The following is a 21,449-nucleotide window of genomic DNA, read 5'->3' as shown; positions in this document are numbered from 1 at the left end:
GGATTCATAAAATGATATTACAGTATTGTTTAAGGAGGAAGATTTATGGATTTCTATTTAAAAAATGCATTGAATGGTTTTTTACCAAGCTACGCGACGGTAACAATAATTAAAAGCGTAGATGATGCAGATTTTTTATTATCCGATGTTGATGGTGATGATCAGCCAGAAATTGTTATTTTGTTCGAAAAAGAAGATAAACCATATTTAGCAGTACTGGATAGAGAAAATTTTAAATGGACTGTTAGTTTTGTAAGAGAATTAAGCAAAGCGGAAGAAAATGAGCTATATTTTTTGGATGATTTAGATGTAGCTGAAGAATTGATGGTAGTAGGAAATACTGTTAACTTAGAAATGCTTTTTGAAAAGGATGAAGACGATTTAGAGTTTGTCGCATTAGTGGACGGAGTTAAATACGAAGCAAAAGCAAATCTAAAAGGAAATGATAGTAGAGGAAACTATTTATCAGATTATGACTATGGCTACCCAACAAATCCAGACTATGGTTCGTCAAATTATGGGTATTCTGGGCCTACTGCAAGCTCGCAAACAGGAGGGGGTTGGATCCAATCTGTTATCGGGGCCGATTATCCAGGATCTGACATGGGATTTCAACCAGCAATAAGGCCAAATGCACCTGGTTCAGGGTCAGGTTCAAAAAATGGCTGGATAGACTATAATGCACCTCCAGGAGGAATATTAATAGAACCAGATACAAGTTATGGGAATAGCAATTATAATCCAAGACCAGACATGGGCTACGAAAATATTAATTATAATCCAGGGCCAGTGCCGAGGCCAAAGCCAGGAATGTTGCCTCCAACAGTAACGCCAGAACCAGATTATGGATATAACACGCCGACAGATTCGGTATTGATATGGCCAGATTATAATCCGGGGCCAGTGCCGAGACCCAAGCCAGGAATGATATCAAATACACCCGATATTAACCCAAATTCATATCCGGGAGAGTATTTGGTGGGAGCACAGATTCCGTATGATTTTATGATAGTGGATCAAAAGATCGGCAATGCGAAAGGTGGCTCAAGTAAAGAAATCATAAAACTGGCCGGTATATCAAAAGGTCAAAACTATTACGAATCTTTAAGTGTGTTTATAGAAGATGGTAACAATGGGCCAATGATTCAAATTATTTTGCCAATTGCATATGGATACGACCCATCGTTAGAGTTGGTAAATTTTTCCGGAGAAGCCTATAAGGACATAGTGGTGAGAATCAAAAGTGATTACACAAATACCAGGTTGGATGTTTTTATCTATTCGTTTAATACTGGTGAACTGAGAATGATATTTGATTCGCGTGATTTCAACATGATCTTTAAGGGTGTTGCCACATATGCAGATGACTATAAGTTGATTGTATCGATGTCTACAGGCAAGAAATTTATTTTGGATATAAGCCGCCATTATTCCAAGGGGCTGGGTCAGATATACGGAAATAATGGCAAACTATTTTATGAGCAATATGGCAGGGTGATGACACTTAGTCAGATTGAGTTTGTGCAATACTGGGGAGAAGCTACTGAAAATTTAGTTGCTGTACAATCAATTTTGGGAACAGCAGAAGATGATGTCTTAGGATATGTAGCAACAACATTTTATTATGATTATAAATCTAATAGCTTGCAGATGTTGAGACAAGAAGCATATGTTAAAGGAATTCATTTTTAAAAAAACTATCTATCTTACCTCAGAAAATTTAAAAACTCTGAGGTTTTTTTTTCTCTATCGGGTAATTTTTAGAAAAATGCATATAATATACTTGAAATTAAGTTACAAATATTTATGGTTGAATAAAAAAGGGAGTGTTGTATGAAAAGAAGTAGTGGAATTATTATGCATATTTCTTCACTAGGCGAAAAATATGGTATTGGAACGTTTGGTAAAGAGGCTTATAGGTTTGCAGATTTTTTAGATCGCGCGGGACAAAAGTATTGGCAGATTTTACCTATAGGGCAAACTAGCTATGGTGATTCGCCATATCAAAGCTTTTCGGCCTTTGCGGGAAATCCATATTTTATAGATTTCGACCTGTTAGTAGAAGAAGAGGGATTATTAGTAGAAGAAGACTTTAAACATAGAGATTTTGGTGATAATCCTAAGTGCATCGATTATAAGAAGCTGTTTAAAGAACGATTAGAAGTTTTGGAGATTGCGTATCAAAACTCTAAAGGAAAACTAGAGAATCAAATCAAGACATTTAAAGATGAGAATTTTTTCTGGCTGGATGATTACGCATTATTTATGGCGATAAAGGAGAAATTTAACTTTGTAGCTTTTATTGAATGGCCAGAGGATATTAAATTTTATCAAGACGAAGCTGTTGCGCACTACAAACAAGAGCTTAAGGATAGAATCGGATTTTGGGAATTTGTTCAATATGAATTTTTTAAGCAATGGAGAGAACTTAAAACGTATGTCAACAGTTTAGGAATTCAGTTTATTGGAGATCTTCCTATTTATGTAGCATTTGACAGTGCAGAAACTTGGGCAACTCCGCATCTGTTTAAATTAGATAACAAGAAATTTCCAACTGTAGTAGCAGGATGCCCTCCAGATGCGTTTTCAGCAACAGGCCAGTTGTGGGGCAACCCAATATATGATTGGGACCTAATGGAGGAGAATAATTATACTTGGTGGATTAGTAGAATCAGACAAAATTTAACAATGTTTGATGTAATCAGAATCGACCATTTTAAAGGATTCGAATCGTATTGGGAAATACCATATGGCGATACGACAGCAGAAAGAGGGCGCTGGAGAAAAGGTCCTAAGATGCGCTTGTTTAATGCTATTAAAAAATCTTTAGGCGAAGTTAATATCATTGCAGAAGATCTGGGGCATATCACTCCAGAAACTAGAGAGTTTGTAAAAGAAGCTGGGTTCCCAGGAATGAAAGTTTTGGAATTTGCATTTGACTCTAGAGAAGAGAGTGATTATATTCCGTATGGATACGACCACAATTGCATTGCGTATACGGGCACTCATGACAATGATACTGTTATAGGTTGGATAGAGGATAGCGGTGGAAAGGCAGATGTTGAGCATGCCAAAGATTATTTCCAACTAAATTTGGCAGAAGGATATAACTGGGGCTTTATAAGAGGAATGTTTGCCAGCACGGCAGATGTCGCCATTATGCAGATGCAAGATGTATTAGGGTTGGGATCTAAAGCTAGGATGAATATCCCATCTACATTGGGAGGCAACTGGACTTGGAGAATGACTCCTAGTTATCTAACTACAGAATTGGCAGAAAAATTATATGCGCTAACCAAACTTTATGGTAGATGTAAAAAAGGCTCTAGTATTACAAAGCGTCGCCTAGATAAGACTGCAGTTCTTGCTAGTATGGCAAAATATTCTAAGGTAAAATATGGCAGAAAGATCGACGATGCAAACTACAAAGAAGTTCTTAACTGCTTAGGTTTGGCATTGCTAGAGCAAATACAAGATGACATCGATAGTACAAGTAAGCTCTACGATACAACAAAACGAGCATATTATTTTTCTGCAGAATATTTGATGGGTCGTGCATTAGGAAACAATCTGATTTCGCTTGGATTATATGATGAAGTAAAAGAAATTTTGGATCAACTGAATATTGATATCAATAGAGTAGAAGATGCGGAAGACGACGCGACGCTGGGCAATGGAGGTCTTGGTAGGCTTGCGGCATGCTTTATGGATTCTGGAGCATCATGTAACTTGCCGTTGATGGGCTATGGAATTCGATATAGCAATGGGTTGTTCAGACAGATCATTAAAGATGGCGCTCAGTATGAGATTGCCGATACTTGGGGTAGCGATCCGTTTAGCATCAGAAAAGACTATCTTGCAATTGACATTGAGTTTAATGGTGAAACTGTAAAAGCAGTGCCATATGATATGCCTATAATTGGATACGGAACTTATAATATCAATACGCTTCGTTTATGGCAAAGTGAGCCGATTGTAAGCTTCGACTTTACGCTGTTTAATGCGCAACGATATGATGATTCGGTACGCGAAAGATGTAGAGCGGAAGATATTTCTCGTGTACTATATCCAAATGATTCCAATTGGGAAGGGAAGCGTTTGCGACTTAAGCAACAATATTTCTTGGCAAGTGCGTCATTGCAAGATATTATAAGGAATCATAAAAAGAATCACGCGAGCTTGCAAGATTTTGATAAGTGGCATGTTATTCAGCTAAATGATACGCATCCAACGATTTCTATCCCAGAATTTATAAGATTGCTAGTAGATAAAGAGGGAATGGAATTTGACGTAGCATTGGGCATTGCTAGAAAAGTATTTGCGTATACAAACCACACTATTTTGCAAGAGGCGCTTGAGAAGTGGGATATCAACTTGCTTCGCGACCTGCTACCGAGAGTGTATGAGATTATACAAACTATAGATTATATATGTATGGAAGCGCTAGCTAACAAAAACTATAGTGACTATCAAATCCACAGCTATAGAATTCTAAAAGACAATAAAATTCATATGGCAAATCTTGCAATACACATTGGGTTCGCTGTAAATGGCGTGGCGGCTTTGCACACAAAAATTTTAAAAGAAACAGAGTTTGCGAACTGGTATTATCTATATCCGCAAAAGTTTCAAAACAAAACAAACGGAATCACGCCAAGAAGATGGATTCGTTACTCAAATCCAGAGCTTTCAAAGTATATTACAAAATTGCTTGGAAACCCAGAGTGGATAAAGGATCTGTCGCTGCTAAAAGGCTTGGAAGCGTATATGGAAGATGATATAGTACTTGACAAAATTATGCAAATAAAGCATCATAATAAGAAGGTGCTAGCAGCATATGTTTTGGAGCACGAGGGAGTGGTTGTTGACCCGGATTCAATATTTGACATTCAGGTTAAGCGTTTACATGAATACAAGCGTCAATTCCTAAATGCACTATATATTTTGGATCTATACTTTAGACTTAAAGATGACCCTACTCTTGATATTCCAAAAATTACGTTCTTCTTTGGAGCAAAGGCGTTTCCTGGATACGCAAGAGCAAAAGGCATCGTAAGATTTATTGGTGAAATTTCAAAACTAATCGATAGAGATCCGGTAGTAAAAGGTAGGATAAAAGTACTATTCGTTGAAAACTATCGAGTAACTTATGCAGAAAAGCTGGTTCCAGCAGCAGATGTTTCGAAACAAATTTCTACTGCAGGTAAGGAAGCATCAGGAACTGGAAATATGAAGTTTATGCTTAATGGAGCTCCAACATTTGGAACTTATGATGGCGCGAACGTTGAAATTGTGGCAGAGAGTGGCGAAGAAAATAACTTTATCTTTGGRCTACGYGTCGAAGATATAGAAAGAATACAAAATGGCTATGATCCTGTTAGAATTTATAACGAAAACCCAGATATTAAACGCGTGGTCAATGCACTGGTTGATGGAACACTAAACGACCACGGAACTGGCGAATTTGGTGCATTATATGATAGCTTAGTTAAGCAAGATGGGTGGAATCGTCCTGACGAATATTATATTTTAGGTGACTTCGAAGCGTTTAAAGAAAAAGAAGACGAAGTGTTTGCGGCGTACAAAGACAAGAGACATTGGGCTCAGATATGCTTAAAAAATATTGCAAATGCTGGAATTTTCTCAAGCGATCGTACGATTTTAGAATATGCAAAAGATATTTGGGAGATTACTCCTTGTCCTTTAAAAAAGAAATAAGAACTTAAAGAGGGGGCAACCTCTCTTTTTTTAATTGAGGTGTGTGTTGTATAAGAGAATTGTAAATGTAATAATAATTTTTGGACTGATATATATTTTTGTAGAATATATTTTTGGTCTGTTTGCTCCGTTTATCTTGGCATACTTAATTGCTTTTTTGCTAAATCCGTTTGTAAACATACTAAAGAAAAGATTCAATATACCGCGTGGAATGGGAACATTRCTATGTATGCTAACAATTTTGAGTGCATTAATATGGGGATTGGTGGAAGTTATTAAGAAGTTGATCAGCGAAGTKGTAGCTCTGAGTGAGTCGTTTCCGGCATATAAAGCAGAGTTAGAGGCAAAGCTGATAGAAATATCAGAAACATGGGCGATACCGTTGCCAGCAGGGTTTACCTCGATAGACGATATATTGGTTGAGTTGCTAAACTGGTTTTCGGATTCGCTGGCGCAGATTGTGCCGTTGGCATATGGAACAATAAAGTTTGTGCCATCAACGCTATTTTTTATGATAGTGATGTTAATAGCGACATTTTTTATAACGAAAGATTTTTACTTTTTGAGAAGATTTATGTATGCGCAAGTTCCTGATAATATCAGACCGCATATAGACAAGATGCAGATAGGATTGAAAACAGCATTTGGTGGCTATGTGAAAACACAGTTTATCTTGATGGGCGGAACATTTTGCATATGCTTTACAGGGCTTATGGTACTGAAGCGAGACTATGCGTTTTTGCTGAGTGTATGTATTGCAATATTCGATGCGTTTCCGGTGTTGGGAAGCGGAGCRTTTCTAATAACGTGGGGAGTGTATCATCTGATATTGGGAAATTGGTCGTTGGGGCTCTCGTTGCTGTCGATATATGGAATCATTGTAATAATGAGACAAGTTCTGGAGCCGAGAGTGCTTGCGGGGCAGATAGGAATGTATGCACTTGTGACAGTGATGAGTATATATATTGGATTGCAAGTGTTTGGTGCAATCGGAGTTTTTGTAGGGCCGATGATAGCGGTRTCAGTTCAAACATTACAAACGATGGGTATAATTCCAAAATTTAAAGAACCTTCTGGAGAGTAGAGGGAGGTTTTTTGTAGAAAATTGGAAAATTATTTATAATTTATGCTATAATAAGAGCTATGACAATCTTTGAGATTGCATTACCTAATTATAAAGGAGTTTTGTAGTAATGAAAATTGAATTTGAAGTTACCCCTGGTAGTTTTGATACAAGTGTTGAATCACTTCAAAAATATGAATGTCCCGAGTGGTTTAGAAATGCAAAGATAGGGTTTTGGTCACACTGGGGACCGCAGTCGGCTCCGATGTATGGAGATTGGTATGCTAGAAATATTTATATAGAAGGCCATGATCAGTATAAGTATCATCTAGAGCATTATGGGCATCCGTCTGAGTTTGGATACAAAGATATTATTCCGTTGTGGAAAGCAGAGAAATTTGACCCAGAATCGCTAGTGGCAAAATATAAAAAAGCTGGTGCAAGATACTTCGTTGCTTGTGCGGTACATCATGACAATTTTGATAACTGGAACTCGAAGCATCATAAATGGAATGCAGTAAATTATGGACCTAAGAAAGATATTATCAAGATGTTTAAAGATGCGGCGGACAAAGAAGGGCTGCCATTTGGCGTGACAGTGCACCATGAAAGAAGCTACTCATGGTTTAATACCAACAAGGGCGCAGATAAAGAAGGCAAATGGGCAGGGGTGCCATACGATGGCAACGATCCGGCATATGAAGATTTGTATTATCCTCCACATGAAGAAAATCATATGAGCTATCCGCATAATCCGAGCCAAGAGTTTGTTCAAGGCTGGTATGATAGGGTAAAAGATGTTGTGGAGCAATATGATGTAGACTTACTATACACTGATGGTGGCGTACCGTTTGGTGAAGTTGGTCGCGCTGCGATAGCAAATTTATATAATCACAGTGAAAAAACTCACAACGGAAAATGTGAGGCGGTATATAACTGTAAAAACTTTACGCTTAGCGATAAGAAGAAAGGCGGATTGCATTTTCATGGCGATTATTTTGAGGGCATCTGCGTAGAAGACTTAGAGAGAGGTGTGGTCGACGATATCAGAGATGAGCCATGGCAAACAGATACTTGTATTGGAAAATGGTTCTATAGAGTAGGGCAGCAATACAAGTCTGCAGCGTTCGTGATAAAAATGCTATGCGATATCGTTAGTAAAAATGGAAATCTATTGTTGAACATTCCTGTGAAGCCAGATGGAACATTAGATGAAACAGAAGAGAAGTTTATAGAAGATTTTGGCGCATGGATGGCGGTAAATGGGGAGGCAATATACGATACTCGTCCATTTGTAGTGTTTGGCGAGGGAAAAAAAGTTGAAAAAAATGAGTTTACTTCTTTCAATGAAAAAGAAATAGAAGGAGATGCGTCTCAGATTCGATTTACTGCAAAGCCGGGCGTTGTCTATGCCATATGCTTTGGATGGGCAGAAGAATTTTTGGTAAAATCCATAGATACGACTTATAAGGTTAAGAGGGTGAGTATGCTTGGTGCTGATGGTGAATTAGAATTTAAGCAAACTGCAGAAGGGCTTGTGGTAACATCTCCTGTCGCAAAACCATGTGAAGTAGCATATTCGCTAAAAATAGAAATAGAATAATTGGGGGCCTCCGTTTYAGGGGGCTCTTATTTGTACCAAAATTGTTGCATATAATTGAAAAGTAGATAATATGCTATATTATAGAGTATTTATAAGAGAAAGGGAGTGTTTACTAAATGCCGCCACCGCCACCACATAATAAGGCACAAGATCAGTATAGAATTGAGCCACCAAAAAAATTAAAAGAGGTACCAGCTTATGTAAAAGAGATGTTTGTTGCAATTACAGGGCGAATGTCATATATAATAAAATTGGTGTGGGAAGCAAATCCAGGAATTATTTTTGTAATGATGTTTATGACAGTGTTCAACGGACTGATGCCGGTTACGGGTTCGCTAATAGGAAAAGAGATTTTGAATGCATTGGCAAAGTCGTATACGCATGAGATTACAAGTTTTAATATAATTCTCTGGTTGTTAATGCTACAATTTGGATATTTGTTGCTAAAGAGTATTGTAGACCGCATATATGTTACCCTAACTAGAATCTCGGGAGAAGTAATTGGGAACCATATTAAAATTAAACTGATGATTAAGTCTAAAGAAGTAGATTTGGCAAGTTATGATAGTCCAGAATATTACTCAAAACTCGAAAATGCAACGCGTGAGGCGTCAAGACAGCCAATAAATGCCTTAACTTCAACGTTTTCTATTATTTCGACTGTTATTAGTATCGTAAGTTACATAATCGTTATACTTGCAATAGGAATTTTGCCGGCATTGGCTATTATAGCAATCGCAACGCCATCTACATTTATCAACTTTTATTTCAGAAAAAAGAATTTCAATTATATGTGGCGMAGTAGYACAGAGCGTCGTCAACTAAATTATTATTCGCAAATCGTAGTTAATAAAGACCTAATAAAAGAAATCAARTTGTTGGGGTTAACTGATACGTTTACTGATAAATATACAAATGTTTTTGATGTATATTATAAAGGYCTAAAAAAGCTAATTGTAGATGAGTGCAAATGGAATGTGGGCGCATCATTACTATCAACTTTGGTAAATTGTGTATTATTTGTGTATATAGCAAGAGGGGTTTTTGACGGCAACTACGAAATTGGTAACTATGCATTATATACTGGCGCGCTAAATGCGATCTCTGCAGGAATAGCAAAGCTGATCACAACTACCGCTTCTATCTACGAATGTACATTATTTATCAATAACCTAATAGACTATATGCAAGCAGAGCCAACAATAGTGCCTAGTATTTCGCCAGCGCGTAAGGTCGAGAGAGGCGTTGATCACAGAATAGTCTTTGAAAATGTATCATTTAGATATCCAGGAACAGAAGCCGATGTATTAAAAAATATCAATATAACAATTGACCCGCGGGACTCCATAGTGATCGTGGGGCTGAATGGTGCCGGGAAAACGACATTAATAAAATTACTTATGAGGCTATATGATCCAACAGAAGGGCGAATTATACTAGATGGGCATGATATAAAGGAGTATGAAATAGAGGGATTGTATAGTTTATTTGGAACGGTGTTTCAAGATTATGGCAAATACGCAGTGACAGTAAAAGAGAACATTGCATTTGGAGAGATATTAAAAGAAGTGATTGATGACGAAATTGAAGCGGCGGCGAAGCATAGTAATTCGAGCTCATATATAGAAACATTGCCACACAAATATGATACACCGCTGATGAGATATTTTGACGACAAAGGAACCGAGCTTTCGATTGGGCAATGGCAAAAATTAGCAATAGCACGATCATTTTATAGCGACAGCGATATCTTTATTTTAGACGAGCCAACTGCAGCGCTCGACCCTATGGCAGAGCAAGAAATCTTTAATCAATTTGATGAATTGAGAAGCGATAAAACCACGATTTTTGTATCGCATAGACTTTCGAGCGCAACTACCGCAACAAAGATTATGGTTATGAAATACGGCGAAATTATCGAGCTTGGAAATCATGCAGAGTTGATGGAATTAAAAGGAGAGTATCACACATTGTTTTCTACACAAGCGAATAGATATACCATCTCGTTGGATGAGCATAGAGATAATAGAGATAGAAGAGAGAAGCGTCGCCGTGGCAAAGGTCAATTTGCTGATGGAATGCCGAGAGATAGAAGAGATGGCAGAGATGGAAACAGTATGTTAGGAGAAGGTAATTTCGGAGGGGAAGGCAATAAAGGAAGTCGCACAGTAAATATATAAGTTAGTGAGGAGGGAGCAGAAGCCCTCCTATTTTTGTGTCTTTTTATAGATATAATGATAAAACATTATATTTAACATAAAGATATTTTTGATAAAATATAAAAAATGTTAAAATGATAAAAAATATGTTAAGAAGTGTATTGAATAAGTCGATCTATATTTATAGAACAATTTATTTTAGGAGGATGGATTATGCGAGTTAATGATATAGCACGTATGCAAATGTTTCAAGGTAGCATGGGAAATTTCAATTCAATAATGGGAATAGGCGCTAAAACACAAAAATTTCCTAATGTTATAAATCCGTTGAATAATAAAATGAATGCGAAGAGTAAGATGAATGTAGATAGTGAACTTTTAGATACAGAGGCATATATAAAGAAATTAGCGGCGCAAAGACCAGATTTGGATTGGAGTATGTGTATTAACGGGAAAGATCCTAGTAGCTATCAAAAAATTATAAAGGTATCAGATGAGGCCAAAAGACAAATGATAGATATTGTTCACAGAGAATTTACTGAGGGAAGAGGATTTACTGATGGAGAAGAATTGAGTCAGGCATATAAAGATTATAGAGAAACGATTGAACCAGAGACAAGACTGTCTGCTACATATACTTTGGCTCAATTTAGAAGAGAAGCAATTAAGCTATATAGAGAAAAAATTGATTCTCATTATCCAGGTTGGAAGAGTGGCGACTATTTTGATGAATCTATTTTAGACGATTTTGACCCGTGGGAACAATTAACATCATCCTCGTCTGCATTCGCATCTTCATCCTCATCTTCATCCTCGTCTGTTTCGATAGATGTAAAAATATAATGATAAAAGAAAAGAGTAGATATCTATTAGGTATCTACTCTTTTTATGCTGCTGTTAATAACGATTGACAACTTTCATTGCGATCTTTGCCCAACGAGCGAGCCTGTTTGGATCATTTTTTAATGTGGAAACGTCTTTTAACAAAAATTCTACACGCAAACCATGGCTCTTGGCAATCTCGCAGGTCTCTATGAGGTCTTTTTCGATAAAGGCTTCATCAAAGTCTGGCATGGCTAAGAATGCTGGCGAAGGCTTATTTGACATAATGAATTTTGGGTTGAGATTTGCGGCAAAGTTTTTCTTGTCGCTCCAAGGACTGCAGGAGATTTTGCGTAAATTTGGAATCGTTTGAACAATGTCAAGTCTGTCATCGAGTCGCTCACAGCAGCCATAGTAGATCATGCCAAATTTTTCTGCTATCTTAGAAATATAGGGAATTTCAAACTCGGCTGTAACGGCTGGAGAAGTGCTACTAAATAGCTGAGCCATCGTGAACGTCCAAGCATTTTTCGTTACTGGTTCTTTGGTGGAAACAAAATCTGGAAGAAGCTCATCGGTATATGCGGGAGAGCAATGGCAATAATTGTTTGATACACTTGCTAATTGTAGCTTATTAATTTGCTCAAAGCCAGATAACGTAACATTGGTAAGCCTATCCATTAGTGCGTGCAAAAGTTCAGGATTGTCGATTAGCTGATAGTATATTTCTTCGACACCCATCAGCTCTGTTAATACATCCCATAACGATGTACGAATATATGCGCCACCCTCTTGGTGGATAGGGATGATGTCGCCGATCATGGCAGTAACAAGGTCTAGACGCTCTTTGGATAGATTGCGGTCGCAAGAAACTGTGACATCTTTAATCTTTGCAACATCCTCAAGGTCCTGAAATTGATTTATATATGAGTGTGACTGTACGCTGTTTTGTGGATCGGTAGCAAGCAATGTTTGCTGAACATTAGGAGCGTATCTACTAACTGTTGCTGCAAAAGGGATTTTAAGAACGGGTTCAAGAGGCATATCGGTTTGATGATGATTCCATCTATAAATTTCTCGTCTAAAAAATACTTCTACATGATTGCGCAAAAACTTATCTTCACATTGCAGCTTCAAAAAGTCATTTTTGCTAGTGAGTTCATTCCAAGGCAGCTGAAAAATGGTCACCAATGGACGAGTGTTATCGCCCCGGTTGAATGCTTTGATTAAGTCTAGAGTTTCTCTCTGAATAGGAAGTGTGGCAATGTCCATATATTGCGTTGCAAGTTGACGTAAAATCGCTTTATCTGACATAATATAACTCTCCTTCAAAATAAATTTTATATTGAAAGATAAGTATAGCATATTTGTGCGATGTGGCAAGAGGTGCGCGAAGTTTTGTTGGCTATTAACGAAGAAGATATTCCTCTAGCGTAATGCCAGCTTCGTAAATTTCTGTTGCTACATCACCTACATATCGATAATGCCACGGTTCATAGTTGATGCCTGTAATATGTGACTTTCCCTCAGGGTATCTCAAAATAAATCCAAATTTATGCGCATTATTGGCAAACCAGACATAGACTTCATCGCTGGTAGAGTTTACCCAGTCGCCGCCAATATCAACTGCAATGGCRATTTCGTGCTCGCTAGTTCCGGGAAACGCAACCCAACCGCTGGTAAGATCTCTTGCTTGTTCGAGAGTAGAGCCTTGAGAAAGATACATGTTAATGCGCTCATCGTATAATTCCTGTTGTTCTGAGTGTGAGCGATACCCGCTATTGACTCTAGGAAATATTCCTTCGGCGCGAGCAGTATCAAACATGAGTTGTAATGAAGGATATATTCTTTTATCTACCTTGTTGCCGTTAGATAATGTAACGAATTCGAGAAGGTAGTCGGCGGGTACGGGGTTTGCGGCATTGATCAGAATCAGCTCCCAACTCTGAGCTACGGGGGCGGTAATGGAGAAGAGTTCTGGTGTTGCGGCAGAAAGCATTGCTGTTCCAGCAATAGGAAAAATGGTGGCATATAAAAATATAGATGATACTAATAACTTTTGCATAAATACCTCCTAAATGATCTTCTATAATCATTGTATTGCGGAAAAGGAAAAAAATGTATATTTGAAATAAAATAATGCAAGGAGAGTATCTAAGCGTATTGCAGGAGCCGATGCGGTTGCCGTAACGGTGGTAAAAAAAGTTTATTACTTTCTGAATGTAAATCTGACATCATTGTAGTCATCAGAAGCTGGAGCAGTGAGGATGTCGTAGTTTGTATTRCTGATGGACCCCGAGTAGTTAGAATCTAGAAGAGTTGCTTGAATTAAGTTTAGCGCGGCATCGACATCTGAGAGGCCTAATTGCGTTAGAGCAGCAGAGATCATCGCAGCTTGGGGGGCTGTAAGGCCGGTCTGGTCTGCTATAACGGTGGTAAAAAAAGTTTATTACTTTCTGAATGTAAATCTGACATCATTGTAGTCATCAGAAGCTGGAGCAGTGAGGATGTCGTAGTTTGTATTGCTAATGGACCCCGAGTAGTTAGAATCTAGCAGAGTTGCTTGAATTAAGTTTAGCGCGGCATCGACATCTGAGAGGCCTAATTGCGTTAGAGCAGCAGAGATCATCGCAGCTTGGGGGGCTGTAAGGCCGGTCTGGTCTGCTATAACGGTGGTAAAAAAAGTTTATTACTTTCTGAATGTAAATCTGACATCATTGTAGTCATCAGAAGCTGGAGCAGTGAGGATGTCGTAGTTTGTATTGCTAATGGACCCCGAGTAGTTAGAATCTAGCAGAGTTGCTTGAATTAAGTTTAGCGCGGCATCGACATCTGAGAGGCCTAATTGTGTTAGAGCAGCAGAGATCATCGCAGCTTGAGGGGCTGTAAGGCCGGTCTGGTCTGCTCTAAAATAGTCTGAGGATATAGCAACTTGGACGACGGTAGCATCTTGGAGTTCCACATTAATTCTCATATTGGCATCGTCAGTTATTTCGTTGTATTGCAACAAAGTGCGTTGATCACCGAGATAAATATTGGCTAACGCAAAGGTGTCTTGTAATAATAGATTGTTTAGTACACTGATATCTGGATCGGCAACTTTAAATTCGACGACTATAGTGACGCGCTCCGCATCGAAGTTGATAATGTGGATGCGAAAATCGTGTGTATGGTAGATTGCATAGGGCGAAGCGAGGTCTGCTGTGATGCCTAGCAGATTTGCAATTGCGTCAAGATCATCAGATGCCAAGGAAAAAGAGGAGTAGCCTTCGTAGTAGAGGCCTTTATATATGTCGATATTATGAGAATCGGCAAACTGGTGTATCCTATTTTGAAGCTCATAGGGATCTTGGTCGCTAGTATATTCAACAATGCCGTTGGGATGTTGCAGAGTGAAGCTATAATCGAACATCGAGTTGCGGTTTGTGTTAGCTGCGAGAACAGTGCGTGTAGTATATAAATTATAGGAGTTGATACCGAGAGAAATTACAGTTAATCCTAAAAATAATGTTATCCATTTCATAGTGATCTACACCTCGCTTTCTAAATCTTTGCGTATAATTTTACTGATGAAGAGGTATCCAGCGATGGCAAATACTGCGGATAAAATCAGGTGCATGATACCAGTTATTTGACCAAACAATATTGAATAGTAGAATGGCAATAACGCAAAACACAATGTAAACATTATTTTTAGAGTTGCATCAAGCCATTTGGAACAAGTGAAATGGCTAAATCTGGTAAATCCTACTATATTAACCAAGTGTAGCGAAAGACTAATCAATAAGAGACAGGTGAAAATTAGAGAGACTTCTTCAAAACTCAATCTATGAACACGGACCCAGACAAAAGATGCTTCATCATACGCAATGGGTGTTTTGTCAATAGCAAAAATATATGTTTGAACTATAGATTGATAAAAATTTTCGAGCTGATTTTGAAAAGCGTAATGCGAGAACCGTTCATGTAAGTAACCTAAAAGATATGGTACGGCGCAAGCACTACAAAACGTAATGATGATAGCGGCACCAGCACGTTTTATCAGCATCTGTCCTGCAACAAAAAACAAATAGACTGCAACCATATTTAATGTGAATCGAAAAGTCATCGACACTATGCTAAATACGTTATACGCATCGGCAAGAGTTTCGCCACCCGGCAATACAGCCCAAAGTTCGTTGGATATTGGAAGTGTATAAAGATATGTGCCAACCAAAAATGAGGTAAAAATTATTCCGGCAACAGCAATGATCGACACCCCTGCTATCATTTTGGAGATGAGAATTGTCTTTGCGGTAAATGGCAATGACAAAATAAATTCGGAGATAGTGGAATCCTTAAYATCTCGAAACTGGGTGTATACTATAGCGATTACAAATATAATTATCAATAATTGATGATCACKTATCAGATAGTAGAAGTCGTTATGAAGATCTGGGCGTGCCACATAATTGCTAATATATTGTAATTTGAGATTTGATCCCAAAAGCATTGCGGAAGTGCCTATAAGAACAGAGCCTATTAGAAAGATTAATATAAACGTAGTTAAGTTTTTAAATTCGTGCTTCAGTAGCGTCTTCATTGTAACCTCCAGTCTCAATTTGCTTAGATTTGGTAAAAATTATGCTTAAACAGGTAAAAATAACCAAAATATAAATGATATTGCAGAAGATATTGTTGGATCTGAGAAAAAAGATATCGGTAAAATCGATATAAAACAAATTTTGTAATAAAAAGATAATGGCAAAGGTCGCAGAAAAAACTAGCGAGGTCATTAAGATGGAGTTCACCCTGCCTGTGTTAAAAAATTGTCCGGTAGCAAAAATGAGATATACAGTAAAGCATCTCAAAGCGGATATAGCCACAATGAAAATGAGAGAAAAAGACATTAGAACCAATTCGATTATGGCCGCYGCACCAGCTAATTGAGAAAACTCGGTTGCATAGTTAAAATATGCAAAGGCGAGAATGCTGACAGCAATTATAGCGGTTGCGACAAAAAATATGGTAGTGGCCGAAATTTTMGCTGAAACAGATCGCCAAGAAGCAGGGGTAATCTGAAAAAATACGAGCACAATGATGGTCAACATAATATAAGGCTCGGTTGAATCTAAAATCCATATTACTGCCACAGGAAAGTTTGCAGTTTTGTACGTAACGATAGCATTGCTCGACCAGATGGCTAAAGCAATCAGCCAAAAGGCAGCAGGGACAAGGAAAGCGCAAAGTTTTTTAAGTTCTTGCATAATTAATGAAGTCATAGAAACCTCCTATATAATAAAAATATTAGAATCACCCTCTGCAGCTGAGCTAGAATCTTAATCGGCAACGGCAGCTGAGCTAGAATCTACATCAGCATCTGGAGCTGAGACAGAATTTTCATTGGCATCTGCAGTTGAGCTAGAATCTTCATCGGCAACTGTAGCTGAGCTAGAATTTTCTTCATCAGTATCTGCAGCTGAGCTAGAATCTTCATCGGCAACGGCAGCTGAGCTAGAATCTTAATCGGCAACGGCAGCTGGGATAGAATCTTAATCGGCAACGGCAGCTGAGCTAGAATTTTCTTCATCAGTATCTGCAGCTGAGCTAGAATCTACATCAGCATCTGGAGTTGAGGTAGAATTTTCATCGGCAACAGCAGCTGGGATAGAATCTTCATCGGCAACGGCAGCTGCGCTAGAATCTTCATCGGCAACGGCAGCTGAGCTAGAATCTACATCAGCATCTGGAGTTGAGGTAGAATTTTCATCGGTAGCCGCAGCTGAGGTAGAATTTTCATCGGCAACAGGAGCTGAGGTAGAATTTTCATCGGTAGCCGCAGCTGAGACAGAATTTTCATTGGCATCTGCAGCTGGGATAGAATCTTAATCGGCATCTGGAGCTGAGGTAGAATTTTCATCGGTAGCCGCAGCTGGGATAGAATCTTCATCGGCAACAGGAGCTGAGACAGAATTTTCATCGGCAACGGCAGCTGAGCTAGAATCTTCATCAGCATCGGTAGCTGAGGTAGAATTTTCATCGGCAACAGCAGCTGAGCTAGAATCTACATCGGCAACGGCAGCTGAGCTAGAATCTTCATCGGCAACAGGAGCTGAGGTAGAATTTTCCATCGGTAGCCGCAGATGAGCTAGAATCTTCATCAGCATCGGTAGCTGAGGTAGAATTTTCATCGGCAACAGCAGCTGAGCTAGAATCTTCATCAGCATCTGGAGCTGAGGTAGAATTTTAATCGTTAGCCGCAGCTGAGCTAGAATCTTCATCGGCAACTGTAGCTGAGCTAGAATTTTCTTCATTAGTATCTGCAGCTGAGCTAGAATTTTCTTCATCAGTATCTGCAGCTGAGCTAGAATTTTCTTCATCAGTATCTGCAGCTGAGCTAGAATTTTCTTCATCAGTATCTGCAGCTGAGCTAGAATTTTCTTCATCAGTATCTGCAGCTGAGCTAGAATTTTCTTCATCAGTATCTGCAGCTGAGCTAGAATCTCCATCAGCATCTGGAGCTGAGACAGAATTTTCATTGGCATCTGCAGCTGAGACAGAATTTTAATTGGCAACTGTAGCTGAGGTAGAATTTTCATCGGCAACGGCAGCTGGGATAGAATCTTCATCAGCATCTGGAGCTGAGACAGAATTTTCATTGGCATCTGCAGCTGAGCTAGAATCTTCATCGGCAACGGCAGCTGAGCTAGAATCTTCATCGGCAACTGCAGCTGAGCTAGAATCTTCATCGGCAACGGCAGCTGAGCTAGAATCTCCATCGGCAACTGTAGCTGAGCTAGAATCTTCATCGGCAACGGCAGCTGAGCTAGAATTTTCATCGGCAACAGCAGCTGAGACAGAATTTTCATCGGCAGCCGCAGCTGAGCTAGAATCTTCATCGGCAACGGCAGCTGAGCTAGAATTTTCTTCATCAGTATCTGCAGCTGAGCTAGAATTTTCTTCATCAGTATCTGCAGCTGAGCTAGAATCTCCATCAGCATCTGGAGCTGAGACAGAATTTTCATTGGTATCTGCAGCTGAGCTAGAATCTTCATCAGCATCTATAGCTGAGACAGAATTTTCATCGGTAGCCGCAGCTGGGATAGAATCTTAATCGGCAACTGTAGCTGAGCTAGAATTTTCTTCATCAGTATCTGCAGCTGAGCTAGAATTTTCTTCATCAGTATCTGCAGCTGAGCTAGAATTTTCTTCATCAGTATCTGCAGCTGAGCTAGAATCTTCATCGGCAACTGTAGCTGAGCTAGAATTTTCTTCATCAGTATCTGCAGCTGAGCTAGAATCTTCATCGGCAACAGGAGCTGAGGTAGAATTTTAATCGTTAGCCGCAGCTGGGATAGAATCTTCATCGGCAACAGGAGCTGAGGTAGAATTTTCATCGGTAGCCGCAGCTGAGCTAGAATCTACATCAGCATCTGTAGCTGAGCTAGAATCTTCATCGGTAGCCGCAGCTGAGCTAGAATTTTCATCGGCAACAGGAGATGAGGTAGAATTTTAATCGTTAGCCGCAGCTGGGATAGAATCTTAATCGGCAACAGGAGCTGAGATAGAATTTTCATCGGCAACAGGAGCTGAGGTAGAATTTTCCATCGGTAGCCGCAGCTGAGGTAGAATTTTAATCGTTAGCCGCAGCTGGGATAGAATCTTCATCAGCATCTGGAGCTGAGCTAGAATCTCCATCGGCAACAGCAGCTGGGATAGAATCTTCATCAACATCTAGAGCTGAGCTAGAATCTTCATCGGCAACGGCAGCTGGGATAGAATCTTCATCAGCAACTGTAGCTGAGCTAGAATTTTCTTCATCAGTATCTGCAGCTGAGCTAGAATCTCCATCAGCATCTGGAGCTGAGCTAGAATCTACATCAGCATCTGGAGCTGAGACAGAATTTTCATTGGCATCTGGAGCTGAGATAGAATCTACATCAGCATCTGGAGCTGGGATAGAATCTTCATCGGCAACAGGAGCTGGGATAGAATCTTCATCAGCATCTGGAGCTGAGCTAGAATCTTCATCGGCAACGGCAGCTGAGCTAGAATCTCCATCGGCAACTGTAGCTGAGCTAGAATTTTCTTCATCAGTATCTGCAGCTGAGCTAGAATTTTCTTCATCAGTATCTGCAGCTGAGCTAGAATCTCCATCAGCATCTGGAGCTGAGACAGAATTTTCATCGGCAACAGGAGCTGAGGTAGAATTTTCATCGGTAGCCGCAGCTGAGGTAGAATTTTCATCGGCAACCGCAGCTGGGATAGAATCTTCATCGGCAACAGGAGCTGAGGTAGAATTTTCATCGGTAGCCGCAGCTGAGGTAGAATTTTCATCGGCAACCGCAGCTGAGGTAGAATTTTCATCGGCAACCGCAGCTGGGATAGAATCTTCATCGGCAACAGCAGCTGAGCTAGAATCTTAATCGGCATCTGCAGCTGAGCTAGAATCTTAATCGGCATCTGGAGCTGAGGTAGAATTTTCCATCGGTAGCTGCAGCTGAGACAGAATTTTCATCGGCAACCGCAGTTGAGGGAGTAAGCCAAATTATAGCATACGAATATGTAGTTGCGACGAATGTAGTAGGGGAAGCGGGGCGTTATAGGAGCTAGTTTTTGTTGGCATAGACGAAGATTTCTTCTAGAGTCATTGGCAGCTCCTCCAAGAGGTTGGCGCCGATAGCTTTGATTTTGGCTTCGATATGAGGCAGGTTGTTGGTGACGATGTAATGTACACTGCCGATAGTTTGGATGTCGAGAATTGCTGTATCGGCTGCAAATGAAGAGAGGTCAATGGGGGTTGTGAATATTACTTGCAGCTTTTTTATTTGATTTTGATGTTCGTTGAGTAGGGTATGTGTATTGAGTTTGCCGTGATTAATGATTGTGATGTTGTCGCAGAGAGCGTTGAGTTTGCTTAAATGATGCGATGAAATTAGCACGGTCATTTGGTTGGTGTTGACTTCTGTAATGATAAAGTTTAGGACATCGTTGATTGCAATGACATCGAGACCAGAGGTGGGTTCGTCTAGTACGAGTACTTCTGGGCTTCGCGATAAGTTTAGCATGATCGACAGTCTCATTTGCATTCCTTTTGAGAGCGAGTTGATGCGACTGTTTAGAGGAAGTTGCATCTTGTCGTTGTAGACGGCGAATTTTTTTATACTAAATTTGGGATATATTTCGGAATAAAATTTGATGAGCGCGTTGACCGTGTAATTTTTGAAGAAACGATTTCTGTCGGCAACGTAACCGATGCGAGCCTTGACAGCAGGATTTTCGAAAACGGGTTCTCCAAAGACTTTGATCTGGCCAGAAGTGAGCTCGTGAATACCAACCAATGCTTTGATAAGAGTTGTTTTGCCTGAGCCATTGACACCGATTAGACCGTGGATACGACCTTTATCTACATTGAAAGAAAGATTATCGATAGCTTTATGTTTGCCATAGAATTTAGTGGCGTTGGTTATTTCTATTATCATGGCGTATGCCTCCTTTTAGAGATTGCTGTATATTTATGAAGGTTTTAGGTCATTTTCATTATATCCTGTAAAGTTCGATTTTATGCATAATTAGAAAAGCGGCGTTGTAAGTGCGCGAAATTGGGTTTTAATGGAGCATTCGTTACCATAAATTTACTTAGCAGCCGTTTTGTGACATATGATATAATGAAAAAAAAAGGGAGGTTGTATCAATGAAAATATTAAATCCGATGCCTTTAATTAGAGGATTGTTGTTGTCGATGATATCGATGTGTATAGCGTTAGTAATTGTATTTCCAGAAATAAGAAATTGGTTTATAATAAACCAGGAGGTAATTTTAAATAACATGTTAATAGGAATATCCATATTGCCTGTATTTATGATTGTTGTATTAAAAGATGCAACAAATTGGTATAAAAAATTTTCGTCGTGGTTTACATTTATACTGTCTGGATGCGCAATAGTGGCGACGGTCTTGTATAGTACATATGGTTGGACAGCAGATGAAATGACRGCGGTGGTGGATACATGGATCAGCTTCGTGCTTTTGGAAAGGCAATGAACTTTTAGCGGGGAGATGGTGGCCTATAGTATATGGCAGAGTTGTTCTATTTTAGAAAGT

The 21,449-nt window shown here is 39.3% G+C and carries 20 protein-coding genes; 10 read left to right on the top strand and 10 right to left on the bottom strand.

All coding sequences use genetic code 11. From position 1 onward, the window contains the following. The first annotated feature begins 45 nt into the window (after positions 1-45). The 6 genes from EPU_RS02675 to EPU_RS02650 all read left to right on the top strand — a co-directional run bounded on the left by EPU_RS02675 (position 46) and on the right by EPU_RS02650 (position 11,386). Positions 46-1,692 carry a hypothetical protein gene (locus tag EPU_RS02675; protein ID WP_010166518.1) on the top strand — a complete coding sequence of 549 codons (1,647 nt, stop codon included), beginning with the start codon at positions 46-48 and terminating at the stop codon, positions 1,690-1,692. Positions 1,693-1,833: 141 nt separating this feature from the next. After that, positions 1,834-5,718, top strand: a complete 3,885-nt coding sequence (malQ, locus tag EPU_RS14470; RefSeq protein WP_010166517.1) for a 4-alpha-glucanotransferase — start codon at positions 1,834-1,836, stop codon at positions 5,716-5,718. 43 nt (positions 5,719-5,761) lie between these two features. Then, on the top strand, positions 5,762-6,802 hold the full coding sequence (gene ytvI, locus EPU_RS02665; protein ID WP_029487875.1) for a sporulation integral membrane protein YtvI: 1,041 nt from the start codon (positions 5,762-5,764) through the stop codon (positions 6,800-6,802). Between the two features lie 109 nt (positions 6,803-6,911). After that, a complete protein-coding gene (locus EPU_RS02660) occupies positions 6,912-8,384 on the top strand; it encodes an alpha-L-fucosidase (protein WP_010166514.1) in 1,473 nt (490 codons plus the stop codon). A gap of 116 nt (positions 8,385-8,500) precedes the next feature. Next, a complete protein-coding gene (locus EPU_RS02655) occupies positions 8,501-10,564 on the top strand; it encodes an ABC transporter ATP-binding protein (RefSeq protein ID WP_029487873.1) in 2,064 nt (687 codons plus the stop codon). Positions 10,565-10,756: 192 nt separating this feature from the next. After that, positions 10,757-11,386 carry a DUF3879 family protein gene (locus EPU_RS02650; protein ID WP_010166510.1) on the top strand — a complete coding sequence of 210 codons (630 nt, stop codon included), beginning with the start codon at positions 10,757-10,759 and terminating at the stop codon, positions 11,384-11,386. 54 nt (positions 11,387-11,440) lie between these two features. Here EPU_RS02650 and EPU_RS02645 read toward each other — a convergent pair whose 3' ends face one another. From EPU_RS02645 to EPU_RS02625, 7 genes are all read right to left on the bottom strand, one after another. Beyond that, a complete protein-coding gene (locus tag EPU_RS02645; protein ID WP_010166509.1) occupies positions 11,441-12,679 on the bottom strand; it encodes a uroporphyrinogen decarboxylase/cobalamine-independent methonine synthase family protein in 1,239 nt (412 codons plus the stop codon). A 94-nt stretch (positions 12,680-12,773) separates the two neighbouring features. Continuing rightward, entirely contained in the window at positions 12,774-13,430 is a 657-nt protein-coding gene (locus EPU_RS02640) for a M15 family metallopeptidase (RefSeq protein ID WP_029487872.1), read from the bottom strand. 144 nt (positions 13,431-13,574) lie between these two features. Beyond that, complete coding sequence (locus tag EPU_RS13130) at positions 13,575-13,754, bottom strand: hypothetical protein (protein WP_010166506.1); 180 nt, start codon at positions 13,752-13,754, stop codon at positions 13,575-13,577. Between the two features lie 60 nt (positions 13,755-13,814). Further along, a complete protein-coding gene (locus EPU_RS13125) occupies positions 13,815-13,994 on the bottom strand; it encodes a hypothetical protein (RefSeq protein WP_010166506.1) in 180 nt (59 codons plus the stop codon). 60 nt (positions 13,995-14,054) lie between these two features. Beyond that, the gene (locus tag EPU_RS14160; protein WP_010166504.1) at positions 14,055-14,888 is read right to left on the bottom strand and encodes a hypothetical protein; all 834 of its coding nucleotides are present in this window, start codon (positions 14,886-14,888) and stop codon (positions 14,055-14,057) included. 6 nt (positions 14,889-14,894) lie between these two features. Then, positions 14,895-15,947: a hypothetical protein gene (locus EPU_RS02630; protein ID WP_029487871.1), complete on the bottom strand. Its 1,053-nt coding sequence runs from the start codon at positions 15,945-15,947 to the stop codon at positions 14,895-14,897. Further along, positions 15,919-16,626, bottom strand: coding sequence for a hypothetical protein (locus EPU_RS02625; protein WP_010166502.1), 708 nt, complete (start codon positions 16,624-16,626; stop codon positions 15,919-15,921). Before EPU_RS02625 ends, EPU_RS02630 begins: the two co-directional genes overlap by 29 nt. A gap of 121 nt (positions 16,627-16,747) precedes the next feature. Here EPU_RS02625 and EPU_RS14275 point away from each other — a divergent pair, with 121 nt between their 5' ends. Continuing rightward, entirely contained in the window at positions 16,748-16,870 is a 123-nt protein-coding gene (locus tag EPU_RS14275) for a hypothetical protein (protein WP_255347262.1), read from the top strand. A 359-nt stretch (positions 16,871-17,229) separates the two neighbouring features. Here the strand turns inward: EPU_RS14275 and EPU_RS02615 are convergent, their stop codons facing one another. Then, positions 17,230-17,883, bottom strand: coding sequence for a hypothetical protein (locus tag EPU_RS02615; RefSeq protein WP_156778392.1), 654 nt, complete (start codon positions 17,881-17,883; stop codon positions 17,230-17,232). 29 nt (positions 17,884-17,912) lie between these two features. On the opposite strand from EPU_RS02615, the gene EPU_RS13860 reads away from it, so the two are divergent. Continuing rightward, positions 17,913-18,458 carry a hypothetical protein gene (locus tag EPU_RS13860; protein ID WP_010166497.1) on the top strand — a complete coding sequence of 182 codons (546 nt, stop codon included), beginning with the start codon at positions 17,913-17,915 and terminating at the stop codon, positions 18,456-18,458. A gap of 428 nt (positions 18,459-18,886) precedes the next feature. Here EPU_RS13860 and EPU_RS13525 read toward each other — a convergent pair whose 3' ends face one another. Next, positions 18,887-19,042: a hypothetical protein gene (locus tag EPU_RS13525; RefSeq protein WP_156778391.1), complete on the bottom strand. Its 156-nt coding sequence runs from the start codon at positions 19,040-19,042 to the stop codon at positions 18,887-18,889. Between the two features lie 212 nt (positions 19,043-19,254). Here EPU_RS13525 and EPU_RS02605 point away from each other — a divergent pair, with 212 nt between their 5' ends. After that, entirely contained in the window at positions 19,255-19,770 is a 516-nt protein-coding gene (locus tag EPU_RS02605) for a hypothetical protein (RefSeq protein WP_010166490.1), read from the top strand. Positions 19,771-19,953: 183 nt separating this feature from the next. Here the strand turns inward: EPU_RS02605 and EPU_RS02600 are convergent, their stop codons facing one another. Next, positions 19,954-20,826: an ABC transporter ATP-binding protein gene (locus EPU_RS02600; protein ID WP_010166488.1), complete on the bottom strand. Its 873-nt coding sequence runs from the start codon at positions 20,824-20,826 to the stop codon at positions 19,954-19,956. A gap of 212 nt (positions 20,827-21,038) precedes the next feature. Between EPU_RS02600 and EPU_RS02595 the strand changes: the two genes are divergently transcribed. Continuing rightward, positions 21,039-21,389, top strand: coding sequence for a hypothetical protein (locus EPU_RS02595; protein WP_010166486.1), 351 nt, complete (start codon positions 21,039-21,041; stop codon positions 21,387-21,389). The last annotated feature ends 60 nt before the right edge of the window (positions 21,390-21,449 follow it).

This window comes from Candidatus Epulonipiscium viviparus, assembly GCF_000171335.1.
In the GTDB taxonomy this organism is placed as follows: Bacteria; Bacillota; Clostridia; order Lachnospirales; family Cellulosilyticaceae; genus Epulonipiscioides; species Epulonipiscioides viviparus.
This window is presented reverse-complemented; position numbering and strand designations above follow the sequence as displayed.

Coding starts and splice junctions, on each gene's coding strand:
- EPU_RS02615 (WP_156778392.1), bottom strand. CDS start 17,883: ATGAAAATTCTGTCTCAGCTCCAGATGCTGATGGAGATTCTAGCTCAG.
- EPU_RS13125 (WP_010166506.1), bottom strand. CDS start 13,994: ATGATCTCTGCTGCTCTAACGCAATTAGGCCTCTCAGATGTCGATGCC.
- EPU_RS14160 (WP_010166504.1), bottom strand. CDS start 14,888: ATGAAATGGATAACATTATTTTTAGGATTAACTGTAATTTCTCTCGGT.
- EPU_RS02650 (WP_010166510.1), top strand. CDS start 10,757: ATGCGAGTTAATGATATAGCACGTATGCAAATGTTTCAAGGTAGCATG.
- EPU_RS02645 (WP_010166509.1), bottom strand. CDS start 12,679: ATGTCAGATAAAGCGATTTTACGTCAACTTGCAACGCAATATATGGAC.
- EPU_RS02600 (WP_010166488.1), bottom strand. CDS start 20,826: ATGATAATAGAAATAACCAACGCCACTAAATTCTATGGCAAACATAAA.
- EPU_RS02660 (WP_010166514.1), top strand. CDS start 6,912: ATGAAAATTGAATTTGAAGTTACCCCTGGTAGTTTTGATACAAGTGTT.
- EPU_RS13525 (WP_156778391.1), bottom strand. CDS start 19,042: ATGGAGATTCTAGCTCAGCTCCAGATGCTGATGAAGATTCTATCCCAG.
- EPU_RS02675 (WP_010166518.1), top strand. CDS start 46: ATGGATTTCTATTTAAAAAATGCATTGAATGGTTTTTTACCAAGCTAC.